The organism is Aquisalibacillus elongatus, from assembly GCF_003843875.1.
In the GTDB taxonomy this organism is placed as follows: domain Bacteria; phylum Bacillota; class Bacilli; order Bacillales; family Alkalibacillaceae; genus Aquisalibacillus; species Aquisalibacillus elongatus.
In genome coordinates, this window is the sequence record NZ_RKRF01000014.1 from 1 (window position 1) to 17,378 (window position 17,378).

General features: G+C 35.3%; 13 protein-coding genes, 14 tRNA genes, 1 rRNA gene and 1 riboswitch. Of the genes, 25 read left to right on the forward strand and 3 right to left on the reverse strand.

What is annotated here, in order from left to right; genetic code table 11:
* Positions 1-200 precede the first annotated feature (200 nt).
* The 21 genes from rrf (at position 201) to EDC24_RS13995 (ending at position 11,079) form a co-directional block, all read left to right on the forward strand.
* Positions 201-316, forward strand: a 5S ribosomal RNA gene (gene rrf, locus EDC24_RS13900).
* A gap of 39 nt (positions 317-355) precedes the next feature.
* Positions 356-430 (forward strand) — tRNA-Asn (locus EDC24_RS13905).
* Between the two features lie 7 nt (positions 431-437).
* A tRNA-Ser gene (locus EDC24_RS13910) sits at positions 438-529 on the forward strand.
* 9 nt (positions 530-538) lie between these two features.
* Positions 539-610: transfer RNA gene (locus EDC24_RS13915), tRNA-Glu, on the forward strand.
* Between the two features lie 20 nt (positions 611-630).
* Positions 631-706 (forward strand) — tRNA-Val (locus EDC24_RS13920).
* 59 nt (positions 707-765) lie between these two features.
* Positions 766-842, forward strand: a tRNA-Met gene (locus EDC24_RS13925).
* Between the two features lie 77 nt (positions 843-919).
* Positions 920-996, forward strand: a tRNA-Asp gene (locus EDC24_RS13930).
* A 27-nt stretch (positions 997-1,023) separates the two neighbouring features.
* Positions 1,024-1,099, forward strand: a tRNA-Phe gene (locus EDC24_RS13935).
* Between the two features lie 7 nt (positions 1,100-1,106).
* Positions 1,107-1,191, forward strand: a tRNA-Tyr gene (locus EDC24_RS13940).
* 21 nt (positions 1,192-1,212) lie between these two features.
* Positions 1,213-1,286, forward strand: a tRNA-Trp gene (locus EDC24_RS13945).
* A gap of 11 nt (positions 1,287-1,297) precedes the next feature.
* Positions 1,298-1,370 (forward strand) — tRNA-His (locus EDC24_RS13950).
* An 8-nt stretch (positions 1,371-1,378) separates the two neighbouring features.
* Positions 1,379-1,453, forward strand: a tRNA-Gln gene (locus EDC24_RS13955).
* Between the two features lie 2 nt (positions 1,454-1,455).
* Positions 1,456-1,530, forward strand: a tRNA-Gly gene (locus EDC24_RS13960).
* An 11-nt stretch (positions 1,531-1,541) separates the two neighbouring features.
* A tRNA-Cys gene (locus EDC24_RS13965) sits at positions 1,542-1,612 on the forward strand.
* A 381-nt stretch (positions 1,613-1,993) separates the two neighbouring features.
* Positions 1,994-2,186: riboswitch (cobalamin riboswitch) on the forward strand.
* Between the two features lie 134 nt (positions 2,187-2,320).
* Positions 2,321-4,597, forward strand: coding sequence for a ribonucleoside-diphosphate reductase subunit alpha (locus EDC24_RS13970; protein ID WP_124223645.1), 2,277 nt, complete (start codon positions 2,321-2,323; stop codon positions 4,595-4,597).
* Between the two features lie 15 nt (positions 4,598-4,612).
* Positions 4,613-5,653 carry a ribonucleotide-diphosphate reductase subunit beta gene (locus EDC24_RS13975; protein WP_124223647.1) on the forward strand — a complete coding sequence of 347 codons (1,041 nt, stop codon included), beginning with the start codon at positions 4,613-4,615 and terminating at the stop codon, positions 5,651-5,653.
* A 97-nt stretch (positions 5,654-5,750) separates the two neighbouring features.
* Positions 5,751-5,833, forward strand: a tRNA-Leu gene (locus tag EDC24_RS13980).
* 380 nt (positions 5,834-6,213) lie between these two features.
* Complete coding sequence (locus tag EDC24_RS13985) at positions 6,214-6,519, forward strand: hypothetical protein (protein WP_124223649.1); 306 nt, start codon at positions 6,214-6,216, stop codon at positions 6,517-6,519.
* A gap of 777 nt (positions 6,520-7,296) precedes the next feature.
* The gene (locus EDC24_RS15440) at positions 7,297-7,428 is read left to right on the forward strand and encodes a hypothetical protein (protein ID WP_281274531.1); all 132 of its coding nucleotides are present in this window, start codon (positions 7,297-7,299) and stop codon (positions 7,426-7,428) included.
* A gap of 1,489 nt (positions 7,429-8,917) precedes the next feature.
* On the forward strand, positions 8,918-10,336 hold the full coding sequence (gene dgt / locus EDC24_RS13990; RefSeq protein ID WP_245998196.1) for a dGTP triphosphohydrolase: 1,419 nt from the start codon (positions 8,918-8,920) through the stop codon (positions 10,334-10,336).
* 26 nt (positions 10,337-10,362) lie between these two features.
* Positions 10,363-11,079 (forward strand): hypothetical protein, encoded by a 717-nt coding sequence (locus tag EDC24_RS13995; protein ID WP_211342382.1) that lies wholly within the window; start codon positions 10,363-10,365, stop codon positions 11,077-11,079.
* A 206-nt stretch (positions 11,080-11,285) separates the two neighbouring features.
* Here EDC24_RS13995 and EDC24_RS14000 read toward each other — a convergent pair whose 3' ends face one another.
* Genes EDC24_RS14000 through EDC24_RS14010 form a run of 3 tightly spaced genes read right to left on the reverse strand, consistent with a single transcriptional unit; the run spans position 11,286 to position 13,534 of the window.
* On the reverse strand, positions 11,286-12,116 hold the full coding sequence (locus EDC24_RS14000; protein WP_124223652.1) for a MetQ/NlpA family ABC transporter substrate-binding protein: 831 nt from the start codon (positions 12,114-12,116) through the stop codon (positions 11,286-11,288).
* Between the two features lie 13 nt (positions 12,117-12,129).
* Positions 12,130-12,792 carry a methionine ABC transporter permease gene (locus EDC24_RS14005; protein ID WP_124223654.1) on the reverse strand — a complete coding sequence of 221 codons (663 nt, stop codon included), beginning with the start codon at positions 12,790-12,792 and terminating at the stop codon, positions 12,130-12,132.
* On the reverse strand, positions 12,785-13,534 hold the full coding sequence (locus EDC24_RS14010; protein WP_124223656.1) for a methionine ABC transporter ATP-binding protein: 750 nt from the start codon (positions 13,532-13,534) through the stop codon (positions 12,785-12,787). The genes EDC24_RS14005 and EDC24_RS14010 overlap by 8 nt, the downstream gene beginning before the upstream one ends.
* A 313-nt stretch (positions 13,535-13,847) precedes the next feature.
* On the opposite strand from EDC24_RS14010, the gene EDC24_RS15250 reads away from it, so the two are divergent.
* The 4 genes from EDC24_RS15250 to EDC24_RS14025 all read left to right on the forward strand — a co-directional run bounded on the left by EDC24_RS15250 (position 13,848) and on the right by EDC24_RS14025 (position 17,341).
* The gene (locus tag EDC24_RS15250; RefSeq protein WP_170158603.1) at positions 13,848-14,012 is read left to right on the forward strand and encodes a hypothetical protein; all 165 of its coding nucleotides are present in this window, start codon (positions 13,848-13,850) and stop codon (positions 14,010-14,012) included.
* A gap of 246 nt (positions 14,013-14,258) precedes the next feature.
* On the forward strand, positions 14,259-15,272 hold the full coding sequence (locus EDC24_RS14015) for a DUF3231 family protein (RefSeq protein ID WP_124223657.1): 1,014 nt from the start codon (positions 14,259-14,261) through the stop codon (positions 15,270-15,272).
* Between the two features lie 213 nt (positions 15,273-15,485).
* Positions 15,486-16,577, forward strand: coding sequence for an NAD(P)/FAD-dependent oxidoreductase (locus tag EDC24_RS14020; protein ID WP_124223659.1), 1,092 nt, complete (start codon positions 15,486-15,488; stop codon positions 16,575-16,577).
* Positions 16,578-16,696: 119 nt separating this feature from the next.
* A complete protein-coding gene (locus tag EDC24_RS14025) occupies positions 16,697-17,341 on the forward strand; it encodes a GntR family transcriptional regulator (RefSeq protein ID WP_170158604.1) in 645 nt (214 codons plus the stop codon).
* Positions 17,342-17,378: the final 37 nt, after the last annotated feature.

Consider the following 17,378-nt stretch of genomic DNA (forward strand, 5'->3'; position numbering starts at 1 on the left):
ACACGTGGAGCTGACGGATACTAATCGATCGAGGACTTAACTTCGCAAGAAAAGACGTATTCGTCTTTGGCAGTTCGTATTTAGTTTTGAAGGTGTTATTCCTTTGAAAAATATTAAATTTTCACTTGCATTTTATTGCGAAGGTGAATTATAATATTATTTGTCTTGGAAATACCAAGATACATATAAAAGCTAATAAGTCCGGTGGCGATGGCAGAGAGGTCACACCTGTTCCCATACCGAACACAGCAGTTAAGCTCTCTAGCGCCGATGGTAATTGGGGTGTTTCCCCTGTGAGAGTAGGACGCTGCCGGGCATATTCATTACTTCTCCTTCGTGGACAGTTGAATTACATTCCAGCGTAGCTCAGTGGTAGAGCAATCGGCTGTTAACCGATTGGTCGCAGGTTCGAATCCTGCCGCTGGAGCCATTTCTTTGGAGAGCTGTCCGAGTGGTCGAAGGAGCACGATTGGAAATCGTGTAGGCCGCTACCGCGGTCTCGAGGGTTCGAATCCCTCGCTCTCCGCCATTATCATTTGGCCCGTTGGTCAAGCGGTTAAGACACCGCCCTTTCACGGCGGTAACACGGGTTCGAGTCCCGTACGGGTCATTCATTTTTATTCATGCCCTGGAGGATTAGCTCAGCTGGGAGAGCACTTGCCTTACAAGCAAGGGGTCGGTGGTTCGAGCCCGCCATCCTCCACCATTTAAAAGGGCTAAACTTAAATTAATCAGTTCTCTAAATATAGAGCAAACTGACATTATCGCGGGGTGGAGCAGTCTGGTAGCTCGTCGGGCTCATAACCCGGAGGTCACAGGTTCAAATCCTGTCCCCGCAACCAATTTAATTCATCGACACTACGTCGAATTACTTCATTGCGAGATGAAACATGGAGTGCTCGTAGAGTGCAACCAAATTGGTCCGGTAGTTCAGCTGGTTAGAATGCCTGCCTGTCACGCAGGAGGTCGCGGGTTCGAGTCCCGTCCGGACCGCCATTTTAATAAATACATAACACTTTTATTGGCTCGGTAGCTCAGTCGGTAGAGCAACGGACTGAAAATCCGTGTGTCGGCGGTTCGATTCCGTCCCGAGCCACCATTTATTTGGAGGGGTAGCGAAGTGGCTAAACGCGGCGGACTGTAAATCCGCTCCCTCAGGGTTCGGGAGTTCGAATCTCTCCCCCTCCACCATTTTAATTTAATATAAAACGTAGGGGTATAGTTTAATGGTAAAACGAAGGTCTCCAAAACCTTTGATGTGGGTTCGATTCCTACTACCCCTGCCATTTTAATGATGGCGGTCGTGGCGAAGTGGTTAACGCACCGGATTGTGGCTCCGGCATTCGTGGGTTCGATTCCCACCGGTCGCCCTTTTTATTGGGCCATAGCCAAGCGGTAAGGCAACGGTTTTTGGTACCGTCATGCGCTGGTTCGAATCCAGCTGGCCCAGCCAAAGCGGAAGTAGTTCAGTGGTAGAACACCACCTTGCCAAGGTGGGGGTCGCGGGTTCGAATCCCGTCTTCCGCTCCATTTTTTTATGTGGCGGCATAGCCAAGTGGTAAGGCAGAGGTCTGCAAAACCTTTATCACCGGTTCGAATCCGGTTGCCGCCTTTCTGAACTTAATATTGATTAGCTGATAAATCAGACAAGATTTATCTTTTTTTATATTTGAGAGGTTAATCGTAATTCAAACGATTAGCCTCTTTTTGTTATGTCTAAAATGAGAATTTCAGCATTTATAGATGAAATTTCAGTTAAACTACTTAAAATTTCAGCATATAATGGAATTTTTTCATTATATGACTAGTAAATTTCACCTTAGCTTAACAAATCTTCAGGATCTAGCCATAAAATTTCAACTTCTCCATTCTAAACTTCACCTTACAAGCAAAAAATTCAATGCAGTAAAAATAATGGTTGTCTTATAGTGATTAAGATAGTATAATTCAATCAAAACACAATATATTGTGTTTGTTTTAAAAAATAATCAATATTTAGTGTTCTTGTTAAGGTGCTTAAAGCTTAAAAGGGAATCTGGTGAAATTCCAGAACTGCCCCCGCAACTGTAAGCGCGGACGAAATGAATGACCACTTTATAGACTTTACTCATTTGGGTGTCTGTAAGGGAAGGTTCAGAGTAGGTTGATGCGCAAGTCAGGAGACCGGCCTTAATAAGGAAAGTTTCACACTCTTCGGGGATTGAGAGAATGAAACGATATAAGCGTATAGTGATTTTTAAGATTGCTATAGATAGCTATACATATCGTTTTATTCGCTTCTCGCCCGGAGAAGCGATTTTTTTTATTTGGAGGGATCGTAATGACTGTCAAAACAGAACCAATCATTGTAACAGAAGGTGGTGTATATCAAGAACGATTCGATGAACAACAGCTAAGAGATTACTTATTAGGTTTGCTAATTGATTTCGAAGAGTTGGATGGAGCAACATTTACAGAAAAAATCATTCAATCTGTGATAACGAAAGAAAGTATCACAAAGGAACAAATAACGAATGAAGTCTTATTAAGAGGGCTTGAGAATATTAGTCCTGAAGAACCTAATTGGACTTATGTTTGTAGCCGAGTTTATTTAGATCAGCTCTATAAGAAGGCTTCTTTAAATCGTGGTTATTCGAGAATGCAAAAATACGGAAATCTCTATGAACTTACAAGATATCTAACAAAAATTAATATTTTCAGTGATCAATTATTAACATACTATGATCAAAACGAATTTGAAGAGTTAGCATCTATTATAGAGCCTGAACGTGATCAGCTTTTCACGTATATAGGTATTCGTACACTTGCCGATCGTTATTTAGCCAAAGATCACGAAGGACGTATTTATGAGTTACCCCAAGAACGTTTTTTAATCATAGCTATGAGCTTAATGATTTATGAACCTAAAGAGAAAAGGTTAGACCTCGTTAAAGAAGCGTATTGGGCAATGAGTAATTTATACATGACTGTTGCAACTCCGACATTATCGAACGCTGGAAAAGCTCATGGACAACTTTCTAGCTGCTTTATAGACACTGTTGATGATAGCTTACAAGGCATCTATGACTCAAATACAGACATTGCGAACCTTTCTAAGAACGGGGGTGGAATTGGCGTATATCTAGGAAAAATACGCTCACACGGTAGTTCCATCAAAGGTTTTAAAGGGATATCAAGTGGTGTCATGCCATGGATGAAGCAATTAAATAATACAGCTGTGAGTGTAGATCAGTTAGGTCAAAGACAAGGTGCAATTGCGGTTTACCTAGATGTATGGCATAAGGATATTCACAAGTTTTTAGATGCTAAGCTCAACAATGGTGATGAACGTCAGCGCACACATGATTTGTTTACAGGTGTCACCCTACCAGATCTTTTTATGGAGAAAGTAGAAGCAAGAGAAAATTGGTATCTATTTGATCCGCATGAAGTTAGAGAGGTTATGGGCTATAGCTTAGAGGACTATTACGATGAAGAAGACGGTAAAGGAAGTTTTAGAGAAAAATACGAAGAATGCGTTAATCACCAAGGTTTGTCTAAAGAGGAAGTACCGGCAATTGACTTAATGAAACGAATCATGATTAGTCAACTTGAAACCGGGACACCGTTTATGTTCTATCGAGATGAAGTAAACCGGAAAAACCCGAACCGTCATAAAGGCATGATTTACTCGTCGAACTTATGTACTGAAATTACACAAAACCAAAGTCCAACCACCGTTGAAGAACAATTCACTGAAGATGGCAAGATCATCGTCACCAAGAATCCAGGCGATTTTGTCGTATGTAATTTATCGAGTATTAACCTTGGAAAAGCAGTCACAAGTGGAGTGCTAGAGCGACTGATTCCAATTCAAGTCAGAATGCTCGATAATGTCATAGATTTAAACGATATTCCAGTTTTACAGGCCCAAATAGCGAACCAAAAATACCGTGCTGTAGGATTAGGAACTTTCGGTTACCACCACCTTTTAGCACTTATAGGCTTTCGTTGGGAGTCAGAAGAGGCGGTTGAATTTGCCGATCATTTATATGAACAAATTGCTTACTTAACGATTAAGGCGAGTAACGATTTAGCAAAAGAAAAAGGGGCTTACCCATCTTTTGAAGGGTCCGATTGGTCAAACGGTCAGTATTTTGAGAAAAGAGGATATCACTCACCAGAGTGGAACAAGCTTAAGGAGAAAGTCCAAAAGCACGGCGTTCGAAACGGCTACTTAATGGCTGTTGCTCCAAACTCAAGCACAAGTCTTATTGCAGGAAGTACAGCAAGTATCGATCCGATTTTTAAGAAGTTCTACTCTGAAGAGAAGAAAGATTACAAAATTCCAGTTACAGCACCTGATTTAAGTCCCAAAACATTTTGGTTATATAAATCGGCATATGATATTGATCACCAATGGACTATTAAGCAAAACGAAGCACGTCAAAAACATATCGATCAATCTATTTCATTCAACTTTTACGTTAGAAACAATATAAAAGCTAAAGAGTTATTAGATCTACATCTATCAGCTTGGAAATCTAAATTCAAAACCACTTATTATACAAGATCAACGTCATCTGAAATCGAAGACTGCGTCAGCTGCGAATCTTAGTAAGGAGGCATAACTATGACTGAAACATTACAAAAACGACGCTTGTATGATTATCAAGCTCCGAATGCATCAACAGGTATTATTAATGGCGAAAGTTCAAATGTGTTAAATTGGGACGATGTTAGGTTTAGCTGGGCTTATCCAATGTATAAAAACATGCTCGCGAATTTTTGGACACCGTTTGAAATTAATATGTCCAATGATCGGAAACAGTGGCCTGAGTTAAGCCAGGATGAACAAGAGACTTTTAAGAAGATTATAGGTCTATTGGCATTCTTAGATTCTATACAAACAGATTACTCTTCGAAAGTAGCGGATTACTTAACGGATTCAAGTCTATCAGCGTTAATGCAGGTACTATCTTTCCAAGAAGTCGTTCATAACCAGTCTTATTCCTACGTGTTGTCTTCGTTAGTGGACAAGGAAGAACAAGACCGCATCTTTGAATATTGGAAACACGATGACGTATTACTTGAACGAAATCAATTTATTGCAGAAGGGTATGACCGGTTCGTTGAAGAGCAAACACCACAAGCTTTCATTGAATCCGTTGTATATGATGTTGTCTTAGAAGGATTATTCTTCTATGCAGGCTTTGCCTTCTTTTATAATTTGGCTCGAAATCAAAAAATGGTTTCAACCAGCACGATGATCAACTATATCAATCGTGACGAGTTGATTCACGTAAATTTATTCGCTCATATTTACAAAGAAACATTAAATGAAAATCCCGAACTTAATACGGAAGAAAATAAACAATTTGTCACAGAGACATTCAAAAAAGCAGTGGATCTAGAAGTGAAGTGGGGCAAACATATTATTGGCAATAAAATTGATGGAATCAACATGGATGAATTAGAGGAATATATCCAATATACAGCCAATAAACGCTGTAAATTACTAGGGGTAGATGCTCCATATCCTCATATTACGGAGAACCCAATGAAATGGATCAGAGCATACAAAGAGGTAGACGAAGGAAAATCCGACTTCTTCGAACAAAAATCCCGCCAATACACGAAAGTGTCTGATACAAACGGTTTTGACGATTTATAGTGTAAGAAGGCAGTGATGAACTGCCTTCTCCACTTATACATATTGACTAAACCATCATAACCATGTTATATTTATTCTTGTCGTAAATATTGAACACGCCGGTGTGGCGGAATTGGCAGACGCGTGCGACTCAAAATCGCATGGGTTTATCCCGTGTCGGTTCGAACCCGACCACCGGTATTACCAAGTGAATTTAGATGATTTCACGAATTAAAACCTCGCAAATGCTGTATTATACAGTGTTTGTGAGGCTTTTTCATTTTTTAGAAAACGACTGAAGAAGGTAAGAAGAAAGCCACAATCTATTGGATAACAAATAAAGTCATTCGATATCTAGATGAATGTAATGCAATAGTTGGCACCAAGCGACAAGCAAAAGACAATAGACCAAAGCCTATGTTTAATAAGCATTATGTGTATGGAAATGAACTATATGCTGAACTAACACCACATGGATATGGTGTTATTGATTCACGTGTCTGGAAGAAAGAAGAAATAAGAAATACAACCTGTACACGAATACATTAGTAAAAGCTGGACTACGATTTCCAAATGGAGATTTGTATGGAGTTTATCAATTTTTTGAGGAACGTAAAAGTGATAACCGATCAAAGAACTTCGGAAATATGCACAATCCGTTAAAATATATTTTTGTTCAAGATCCAGAGCAATATACACGGGTTGAATCTGAGATTATGAATAATGTCGATAATTTTCCTGCAACCAACGTGTCTGTAGTGCGACAAGGTTTTGGTTTTAATTTACTCAAATATTTCAATTACCATTCAAGCATTCATAATCAAATTGAGTCAGGCATAAATAATCAACGATTGAGTATAGATATCTTGACAGATCATGAAGAATAACTCTCTATCAACTCTCTATTTAGAGAAGGATAAAGGTTAATTAACATAAAAAGTCAACATTTTTTTTAATAAATCCACAAAATTATAGTTATAAATGGTATAATATTTGCGAAAACTATTAAGTGAGGAAAGGGAATGTCCAGTGGCCAAACTATTCATTCCCAATCCACTTGTTGGGGCTAGGCATTTTTATTAACAACACTTAAAATGACTAGTCCCCACACAATTAAAGTTAAATATTCAACAAACAATTTGCATTTCACTCCTTTCTTATTTAGAGATATCTATGTGATTTGCTAAAAAGCAATTATTGTTATCATTAGCGTGGTGTAAACTGCGCTTTTTTTATATGCTAGGACTGACTACTGTTTTTATAGTAATATGAACAGCAGTATATATCAATATATAGTATTGTTTTTTTAATTTTAATACTATATATCAGATTAAGAGCATAATTACACTTGATTGTCAATAAAATCTTAACTTTTTACAATGAATTCAACGTTAAATAACTCAAAGTGTGACAGAACTATTGGGTACAGCCCGTATGATAATACCTTCTTCATATATTGCATAACAATTATTATCCTTTATTAGCTTTTTGCAAATAAATAAGTTATGGGTATGTAATATTTGTTGATATTAACATGAACTAGTAAAAGAATTTAGTCTTATTGATAACCGATTAAACCCTTCTGAATTGGGTTAATTATATTATTGGCAGCCTAAAACAAATGGTGAAGTGAAATATTTTTGGCGACTAAACTATATTTCATATTGAACTTTTGGGCAATAATTGAGCAAGGCGAACATGCAATGGTCGTCTATTTTAATTTAATTAATAAACTGTTGAAATATTATGTTAACATTGATTTAGAAGATCTTGTCCTACTTGGGCAACTTAGTTGAAGAAGTTAACAATTTGTTTTTTATTGGTAAAATGTAGTAAGCGTTTATTTGATACAAGCAATATAAAATAATTTAGTTTAGTTATTGTAGAGGATGTAGTAGATGATGAATTCTTTCATGGTACCATTGTAGTCAAATAGGTTTAGTAAATACAGAATTTAAATGACAGGATCCAATTAATACATAAACAGTGTTCGCTATTTAGTGAAATGAGAAATAGTGCTTATGATTTTATAAAAATGTATAGGAGAAGTATAATGGCCATTTATTTAAGAAAAGAAACACTGCGAAAGGCCCTACATTTAGCTAAATGACATGAAGATATTAAAGGAATTGAAGGAGAAATCAGTGTTGGTAATTGTTAGATCAATACCTTCCAAATGATACCTATCTTCTTATCGCACAATCTGAAATCGGTAATTATCACCAGAATTCCTAATAATTTCTCCGGGTTATGGATTTCGAATTGTTGAGGTAAAAAATCTATCATTGATTAGTATTAGCAATATATAGTCAAATGGTAACTTTTCAACAATATATGGAAGTAAAAACTACCTTAACCAAGTAAGAGCTCATGTAAAAGATTTGAAAAGTTACCTATTGTCAAATCATCCATATCTAGGGGATACCCATAAATTGATTGGTTATTGTGTGTTAACCGTAGGATTTATAAAAGGAGAATTAGAGCAAAAGTTTGAAATATTAGTGAACAAATTGAATAACTGAGAATATTATATTTCATTCTAATTAAATTATAGCAGTGCCTTGAGCTACTAAACACTTAAGGAAATGAATAGTATTAAAAAATCCAGTTTCTTATAAAAAGGGGGGACAGAAGTGAGAGAAGAAAGAAAAGATGTAAAAGGGTATGAAATCTTTATTCTATAACTAGTACTGGAAAAATATATTCATATAAACGAAAAAGAACTATGAAAAGATGGGGAGATAAGTATGGTTTTCACATAGTAAAACTTTACAAAAACGGTATTGCAACTAATCATAATGTATTTGAATTATGGAAAAAACACTTTCCTATTTAAGGGAAACTGAATTTAAAGGTGCTAGAAATGTTATATATAGAAAAAATAAAGGATAATAAATGGAGAAAGTTTAATTAAGAAATAATATTAGAATAAGAGAGGCGTTATTTCTATCAACAGCTTTAATCAAAAATTATATTAAATTCTTCAAAAATTGTTTTTAGTGCTGTTACTAAGAGTAAACATACTATCTAAATTTATTATAAGAAGTCTAAAAGTGAATATCGAATATCTAGTTAAATTACTTCATATATTTGTCTAAAGCATTTGATTTATTGTAATACCTTTTACATTAACTTATGTTTATTATATAATAGAGGTTAAATTTTCCATTTCTTATTAATATATTAAAAAACAATTTTGAAGTTGATTATTTTTACCTCTCAATCCTGGAAAAATATAAAGTAAAAAGGAGCAATAATATGTATAGAATTAGTTGGAGGAATCTATTGAATGAAACAAGACCTAAATATAAGAATAGATTACCTTATAATAACCATGAAGTAGATGTAAATCAGGACCTATATGATCATAGAAATGAATTCGAAAAAGATTATGACCGTATCATGAGTTCCTCCTCTTTACGTAGGCTTCAAGATAAAGCGCAAGTTTTTCCTTTACAAGCTAATGATTTTATAAGAACAAGGTTAACCCATTCAATTGAGGTATCTGCAATTGCAAGATCTTTTGGAGTGTGGTTAGAGAGGAGATTAATTGAAAAGAACAAAGAGTTAGGAAAAGAACATTATGGTAAACTACCTGCAATGTTAGCGACGGCAGGGTTAGTTCATGACATTGGAAATCCACCTTTTGGCCATTATGGTGAAGACATAATTAAAAATTGGTTTAAGAGCTATTTTAAAAAAAATAAAAATTTAAATTTGACTGCGGAACAAGAAAATGATTTTAAAAACTTTGACGGAAATGCTCAAGGAATTAGGGTACTAACAAGCTTACAGTTTTTGAATGATCGGTTTGGTATTAACTTTACATATGGAACATTATCGGTACTTTTAAAATACCCGTGGAGTTCATCGGAGTGTATAGAGAAAGACAAAGAAAAATTTGGGTTCTTTCAAAAGGATAAATTAATAGGTAAAGAGATAATCTCACAAACTACTGGATTAGAAAGTACAAGGAATCCATTAACGTATTTTCTGGAAGCAGCTGATGATATAGCATACTATGGGTCTGACGTTGAGGATGGAGTAAAAAAAGAAATTATTCCATGGGAACATGTATTTGAAACCAAAATAAAAGCAAAAAATAGTAATATTTATAAGGCGTACAAAGAAGATATTGATAAACTTATTGAAAAACATGATAGAGCAAAAGCAAATAAATTTCCAGATTATTTGCTAACCAGTGTTCAAAACTTTAAAGTATGGGCTCAAGGACAAATGATTAGAGAAGTAAAAGAAGTTTTTTTGAATAATTATATAGATATTATGAATGGTAAATTTGGTGAGAGAGAACTTTTAAAGGAGACCAAGAATGCACATTTATTATACGAACTTTTAAACAGTCTCCTAAAAGACTATTGTTTTGGAGATAAAGAAGTAATATCACTTGAATTAGTAGGAGATTCTGTTTTAAGTGATTTATTAAATACCTTTATTGACGAATGTGTGTTATACGAAGATTTTAAAGAAAAGCCAAGATATAAGACAGGTAAATTATATAGATTAATTTCAGAGAATTTTATCTATGTACATTTACTTAATGAAGATCCTAAAGGAAAAAACAGAACTTTTGAAGAATTAACAACATATGAAAGACTATTATTAATTACTGATTTTATATCTGGTATGACTGATTCTTATGCTTTGGATTTGCACCAAAAGTTAAAAGGTGTTAAAATGCCTTAAATATAATGGGAGGTGGATTTGATATTATGGATTTTAACCCAGAAATAAAAAATAGGTTTTTTGAAATTTTATCTTCTCGCCCCAATGCAAATAAATTAATTAATAATTTAATGAATAATGGTGAATTGATATTATTTGGAGGATGTATAAGAGATTATTTTGAAAATTATTTCAATGTTTTACCTCGTGATTTTGATATTGTTATAGATAATATTGATATTGATATTGAATCAATATTATTAAATGTTGATTGTAATTATAGAATAAATAAATTTGGTGGCTTTAAAATATATGTAGATGGGCTAACATTCGATATGTGGGATATACAAAATACTTGGGCATTTAAAACGGAAAAGGTAGAGTATATTTCCTCTAAGGATTTAAACAAAACTGTATTTTTGAATATTGATAGTCTTCATTATAGCTTAAACAGTTGTTTCTTGTTAGATGAAGGTTTTAATAAAGCTTTCAAGCGAAAAGAAATAGATATAGTACTTTCAGAAAATCCTTATCCCGAATTAAACATTGCAAAAGCTATTAGATATAAAAGTAAATATAAACTTAAGTTTTCAGAGGATTTAAATCACTACTTTCAAAACTGGATAAATAATCAGGAAAATAAAATTACAGCACTTAACAGAATAAAAAAAATTGTCTATAAGAGATATCAATCAATCCCTGTAGAAGATCTTGATAATGAGATTAATAAGATAAAAGATGAATATGCTTTGAATCTAAATTAAAAGCCTTAAAACAGGATTTTACATACCGTTTTAAGGCTTTTTAGTATACCTTTCTGTTTGCAATTAATATCAAAAAAATGTAGTTTTAGAGTGGCTGAAATAAGGGTCAGGCACCCCATGTGGATAAATATCCACGAGGAGGGCCTGACCCCTAGCTCTGACACTTACAATGATATATGTCAGAGGAAAGATAAACAATTCAATTTTTAAAATGCAGGAATAGAAGCTTCGCCTTCACGAGAATTTAAAAACTCGCGAACGTCTTCGCTCGTCATGGCCTCAGCTAGTTTTTGAATCAATTCTGAGTCCGCATTATCTTCACGTGCGACTAATGTAATGGCGAATTTATTATCTTCTTTCTCTGTGATGAGTGCATCGTCAGCTGGAGTTAAATCTAAGTTACCAGCGTGTGTCGGGTTAACTATAACGCCATCAAAATCTTTATATAAACGAGTTAAAGCAGCAATACCTGCATCCTCAAAACTATAGTTGTGTGAGTCTTCTTTAATATCATCTAATCCGTACTGTCCGCCGTCTATTTCTTTTAACTCTATTAAGTTATGTGACGCTAATAGGCGAAGGGTACGATCGATGTTTGAAGGATCATTTGCAATACCAATCGTTGCGTCATCTGGAAATTCTTCAACGCTAGTGTATTCTTGTGCATAAAGGCCGAAATTAGCATAGTAAATCGGCTGTACCTCTGTTAAATTAGCATCTTTGTTTTGGTTGAACTGATTCATAAATGGACCATGTTGTGAGAAGTTCGCATCGACCTCTTCGTTTGCTAGCGCTTCGTTTGGTTGGATATAGTCACCCATTTCAACAACCTCTACGTTAATATTGTCTTCAGCGAGAATTTCCTTGGCAATTTCAACAACGTCTAACATAGGTGATTCAACCACTGCAACGCTTACTGTTTGTTCTTTATTATTATCATCACTTGAGCTTTCTGTGCCCTCGCTGTCGTTGCTGTCGCTACATGCGACTAGCACAGATGCTAGTACTACCATCATAATTATGAACCATTTTTTCATTAATAATTTCCCCTTATCTTTTGTCTATTTTTCTTGCTAATGTAATGCCGGCAAATTGAATGAGCTGCACAAATATTACCATAATAATGATAATATAAACCATCAAATCGGTTCGGAATTGTTGGTAACCATAACGGATTGCGAAATCACCGATCCCGCCACCACCGACGACACCCATGATTGTCGAGTAAGAAATAAAGCTAATCGTTGATGTCGTCAGGCTTAAGACGAGCGCTGAGCGTGCTTCAACATACAAAAATTTAAAAATGATATCTTTAATTGATGCGCCCATTGAAACAGCGGCTTCCATCACGCCTTTAGGGACATCGAGAAGTGATTGCTCCGCAAGTCGAGAGTAGTGGGCGATGGCGATCACAGTCATTGGGACAGTAGCAGCTGCTGTACCAATCGCCGTACCAATAATAAAACGGGTGAACGGAATCAAGAAGATGACAAGTAACAAAAATGGAAATGAACGAATAATGTTCACGATTAAATTCAGCGATGAGAAGACAACTTGATTTTCAAGTAATTGTCCTTTGCGACACAGGAATAAAAAGGTTCCAACTGGCAGCCCGATTAACAATGCCGCTAGTATTGAAAAACCAACCATAATAAATGTTTCGCCAATCGACACCCAAATCTCAGTTTGATACTCAACTAATATATCAGGCATGGTTGATGTCCCCACTTGATTTTAATCGTTTGATAAACCCTTCAGCACTATGCTCCATTTTATGTACACCTGTCGGCTCAATCTCAATTTCTTCATAGACTCGACCATCTGCCATAACCGTCACTCGTTCACAGATGCTTTTGATTACTTCCATTTCGTGACTAACAATGATAATGGTGACGCCAAATTCTTGATTAATACGTTGTAATACTTCGAGCACTTCCGCTGTTGTATTCGGATCAAGTGATGACGTCGGTTCATCACATAACAACACATTAGGCTGGTTGACAATCGCTCGTGCAAAAGCAACGCGTTGCTTTTGCCCTCCACTAAGCTGACTTGGATACTGATCTCTTAACGCTTCCAGGCCAACAAACCGCAAACTCTCCATTACTTGTTCTGCACGGCCTTTTTTCGGAGTCTTAGCCAGGTCTAATGGCATGACTACATTATCGAAAACCGTCTTATTGCCGATTAAATGATACCCTTGGAAAATCATAGCTAATGACTGACGGACCTGACGAATTCGCTTACCTTTTAAATGGTTTAGCGTTTCTCCATCTATGAGCACGTTTCCTTCATCAGGCTGCTCGATCAAGTTTATCATACGCAGTAATGTTGATTTCCCTGCACCACTCGCACCTATAATCCCATGAATTTCGCCCGACTTTATACTTAACGATACCGACTGAATTGCTTCAAATGAGCCGAACCGTTTGCTGACATTATTTAAAGTAATCATAAAAAAACCCCTTCCTTAATGAAAGGTGATTCAAAAACATATTTATTATAACTTATATTCAAGTTAATTAACAAACTGTAGAAGGCTGTAAACAAGGTTTTTTCTATAGTGAATTAGTTGGTAGCATACTTAAAACGGAGCTCTTTAGGAACATCAAATAATACGAATCCATGCTTGAGGATTTATTAGTGGGGTTATGGTTGCATTTATCAGGGGAGATTTAAGGAATTGAACCTATTCAGTATTTTTTTATTTTAAATAAAAATGTTTTACATGGACATACTATAGACCGAATTCAAAAGGAGGTTTATGTATGTCTGAAGAAAACAAGAATCGAAACAAAGATAAAGGTAGACAACGAAATGTACGTAAGTATAATACGGAGCCGAAAAGAAATAATTCGGCAGATACTGAATTTGCGGAGGACAGTGAGTTTTTAAATTTAGAAGGGAAAAGGAATAAAAGGAAGAGAAAATAAGACAGGGGCAAGTACTCCAAAATAGGCAGCCAAGATAATAATTTATACTTTAAAACCACCGGTATTTTAATGAACCACACAGATATTGCTATGCAATGTTTGTGTGTTTTTTGATATAGCACTATTATAACTCTTGTTTCTAAATTGACAGATTTTCAAAATAACTATACTAAATAGATTTACATATGTAGTTAAATATTGGAGAAACTGAATGTTAAGGAATAATTCTATTTTGGAGGGATGAAAATGAATTCTACTCAACAAAATGATATCAAATTAACTTCGGCAGAGATAACAAATCTATGGTCTGCATACATGAATGATAGTAGTTCCATCTGCCATTTAAAATATTACCTAAATAAAGTGGAAGATACGGAAATTAAATCTGTTATTCAATATGCATTAGACATATCACAATCGCACGTTAACACAATAACCGATATATTTACTCAGGAAGGTTATCCTGTTCCTCATGGCTTTAAATTAAATGAAGACGTTGATGTGACTGCCCCAAGGTTGTTTTCTGATACTTATTTTTTATATATGATAAATCAATTGGGTAAGATTGGTTTAAATGCATATAGCATGGCTGTATCTGTAGCAGTAAGAGAAGATGTTTATAGCTTTTTTAGTCAGTGTTTACGTGAATCAGATAACCTTATCAAAAAAACAAACGATATATTATTGGCAAAGGGACTGTATATCAGGTCACCATACCTTCAAAAGCCTGAATCATATGATTTTGTAAAACAGAAAAGTTTTTTGGCAGGCTATTTTGGCGAAAAAAGACCCCTTATAGGTACCGAAATCACAAACCTATATACCAATTTTCAAAGGAACGCATTAGGGGTAGCTGCCATGATTGGTTATAGCCAAGTTGCTCAGGATGAAGAAGTGAAACAATTTCTATTAAGAGGAAAGGAAATAGCAAAAAAGCATTGTGAGATATTTGGTTCATTTCTAAAAGAAAGTGATTTACCTAGCCCTATGACATGGGAAACAGAGGTTACTGATTCTGTTACGTACACTTTTTCTGACAGGAAAATGATGTTTTATACAACAAGTTTAATTGCACTTAGCGTAGGATACTACGGGACAAGCATGTCCATGAGTCCAAGAAGAGATATTGGTGTTATGTATAGCAGATTAGTTGCAGAAATATTAAAATACGCTGATGACGGGGCTAAAATCATGATTAAACATGGGTGGATGGAAGAACCGCCACGGGCACTCGACCGTGATGAATTAGCTAGTAGTTAAAAATGAACAAGGAAAGAGAGATTGAAGCTATATTTCGCATTTCTAAAATAAGCCACTCACAATAATAATTGTGAGTGTTTAATTATTGACCAATAATATTTATACACTCACATTATACATTAACTTACTCTAAACAGGCATGTCTGATATACATTTATCATCTCCGTAAGGGAAAACTATTGGATAGATGAATAAATTAGGTGGTGAATATAAATGGATATTGCGATTATGGGTGCCGGACTTTCAGGTTTAGCATGTGCCATTACGCTCGAAAAAAACGGAATTAACCCTACGATTTTTGAGAAAAGAAGCAAAGTAGGAGACCGATTTGTTAACGGTGAGGTTATTTTATCTATTTTTGATAAACCCGTACATGATAATATTGAAAAGTTGTCAGAGGAATATGGGATTTACCTTAAACCTACTTCTAATATTCAGAAAATGGAACTGATTTCAAAAAATGAAAAAGCGGTTATAGAGGGGGATTTAGGATTTGCAAATGTTCGGGGCAGAGAGCAGGATTCGTTTGAATCACAGCTTGAACAACAAACCCAATCCACTATCCATTATAACTCAGAGGAAACCTATGAAGAATTACTAAGTCACTATTCACACGTGGTTGTGGCAACCGGAGATGGTGATTATGCTAAGATGACCAGAAATTTCAGAGAAGATTTAACGGTCACGATAAGAGGGGCGACAATCGAAGGAAGTTTTGACCGCTATGTGGTGAAGGCCTGGCTAGATTATGACATTGCTCCTTTTGGTTATTGCTATTTTATTCCGTATTCAGATCATGAAGCAAATATTTCTTTGGCCATTCCAGATTTACCTGAAAATGCGGATATAAATCTCGATCGCCTTTGGGATTTATTTTACGAAAAGGTACGTTCTGAATTTGAGCAGGATATACGAATTACCGATCAATTCCAAATCACCCATTATCCAATTGGTATTTGTCAAACAGCTCGAATTGGAAATACGTTTTACGTTGGAAATTGTTTTGGGACTACGATGCCTTTTATGGGCTTTGGACAGTATGCGTCTATATTAAGCGGGGTTTTTGCGGCCTATGATTTGTGCGGATTGGGAAAATATGAGGAGTTAATGAAACCACTTCGGGAGAGCTATGAAGACTCTTTAGTTTTAAGAAGAACCATGGAACAATTATCTAATAAAGGATTGGATCGAATAATTCACTCACTTCAAGGTTATTGGGGTGAAAAATTATTCCAAACTAATACTATTAATCCGTTAAAAGTTGCAAGCTTTTTGCTTCGACCTTATATAAAGATGAAAAGGTAATGCTTTCATATTCAAGAATTATTGTTTAAGATATTACTTCACTCAAAGTAGACGGAATCTATGTTAGTTTTATCTTATGTTATACTCAGTCTAGAATGAATAGTAATGGAGAGTTTGATATGTATAAAGAACAAGGTAATGAGACGAATCCGTTTGGTGAGTCATTAGCGAAACAGATTTATCGTCATATTTTAAAGTTAATTATTGAAGGAAAGCTACAGTCGGGTGATAAGATTGTTGAAGAAGAAATATCAAAAACTTTGAATACAAGTAGGGCACCAGTCCGAGAGGCTTTATATTTGCTTCAAGTAGATGGGATTGTAGAGCGCATTCCGCGTAGAGGAAGTGTTGTTAAGTCCTTTACACAAAAAGAGATTGATGATTATTTAAAAACGACTGTTCATTTAATTGGATTTGGTATAGATCAATCGAGCGAGAGATGGACAGAAGCAAACCAAAAAGAGTTTCGAGGTCTTTTTAAAGAAGTAGAAGAGGCATATAATTCAAATGAATTGGTAGATTTTCAGTTAAGGTCAGAGCAATTATTTCGTTACATAATATTTTTAACCGATAACAAAGCTTTAATCCGCTTTTATGATGAAGCAAATCATATTCTAAGTGTATTTGCTCAAGTGCAGATGAATAAAGAAACAAAAGTATCTTTTTATAAAGAATTGTCTTCATTCGCAACAGCGATATTACAAAATGATTGTGCTAAAGCTAAAGTTCATGTGCAGCGGGCTATTGAGGAAGGTGCAAGGTAGCCTCTTTTTAAATTAAGCAATATTGTCGACAATCGAC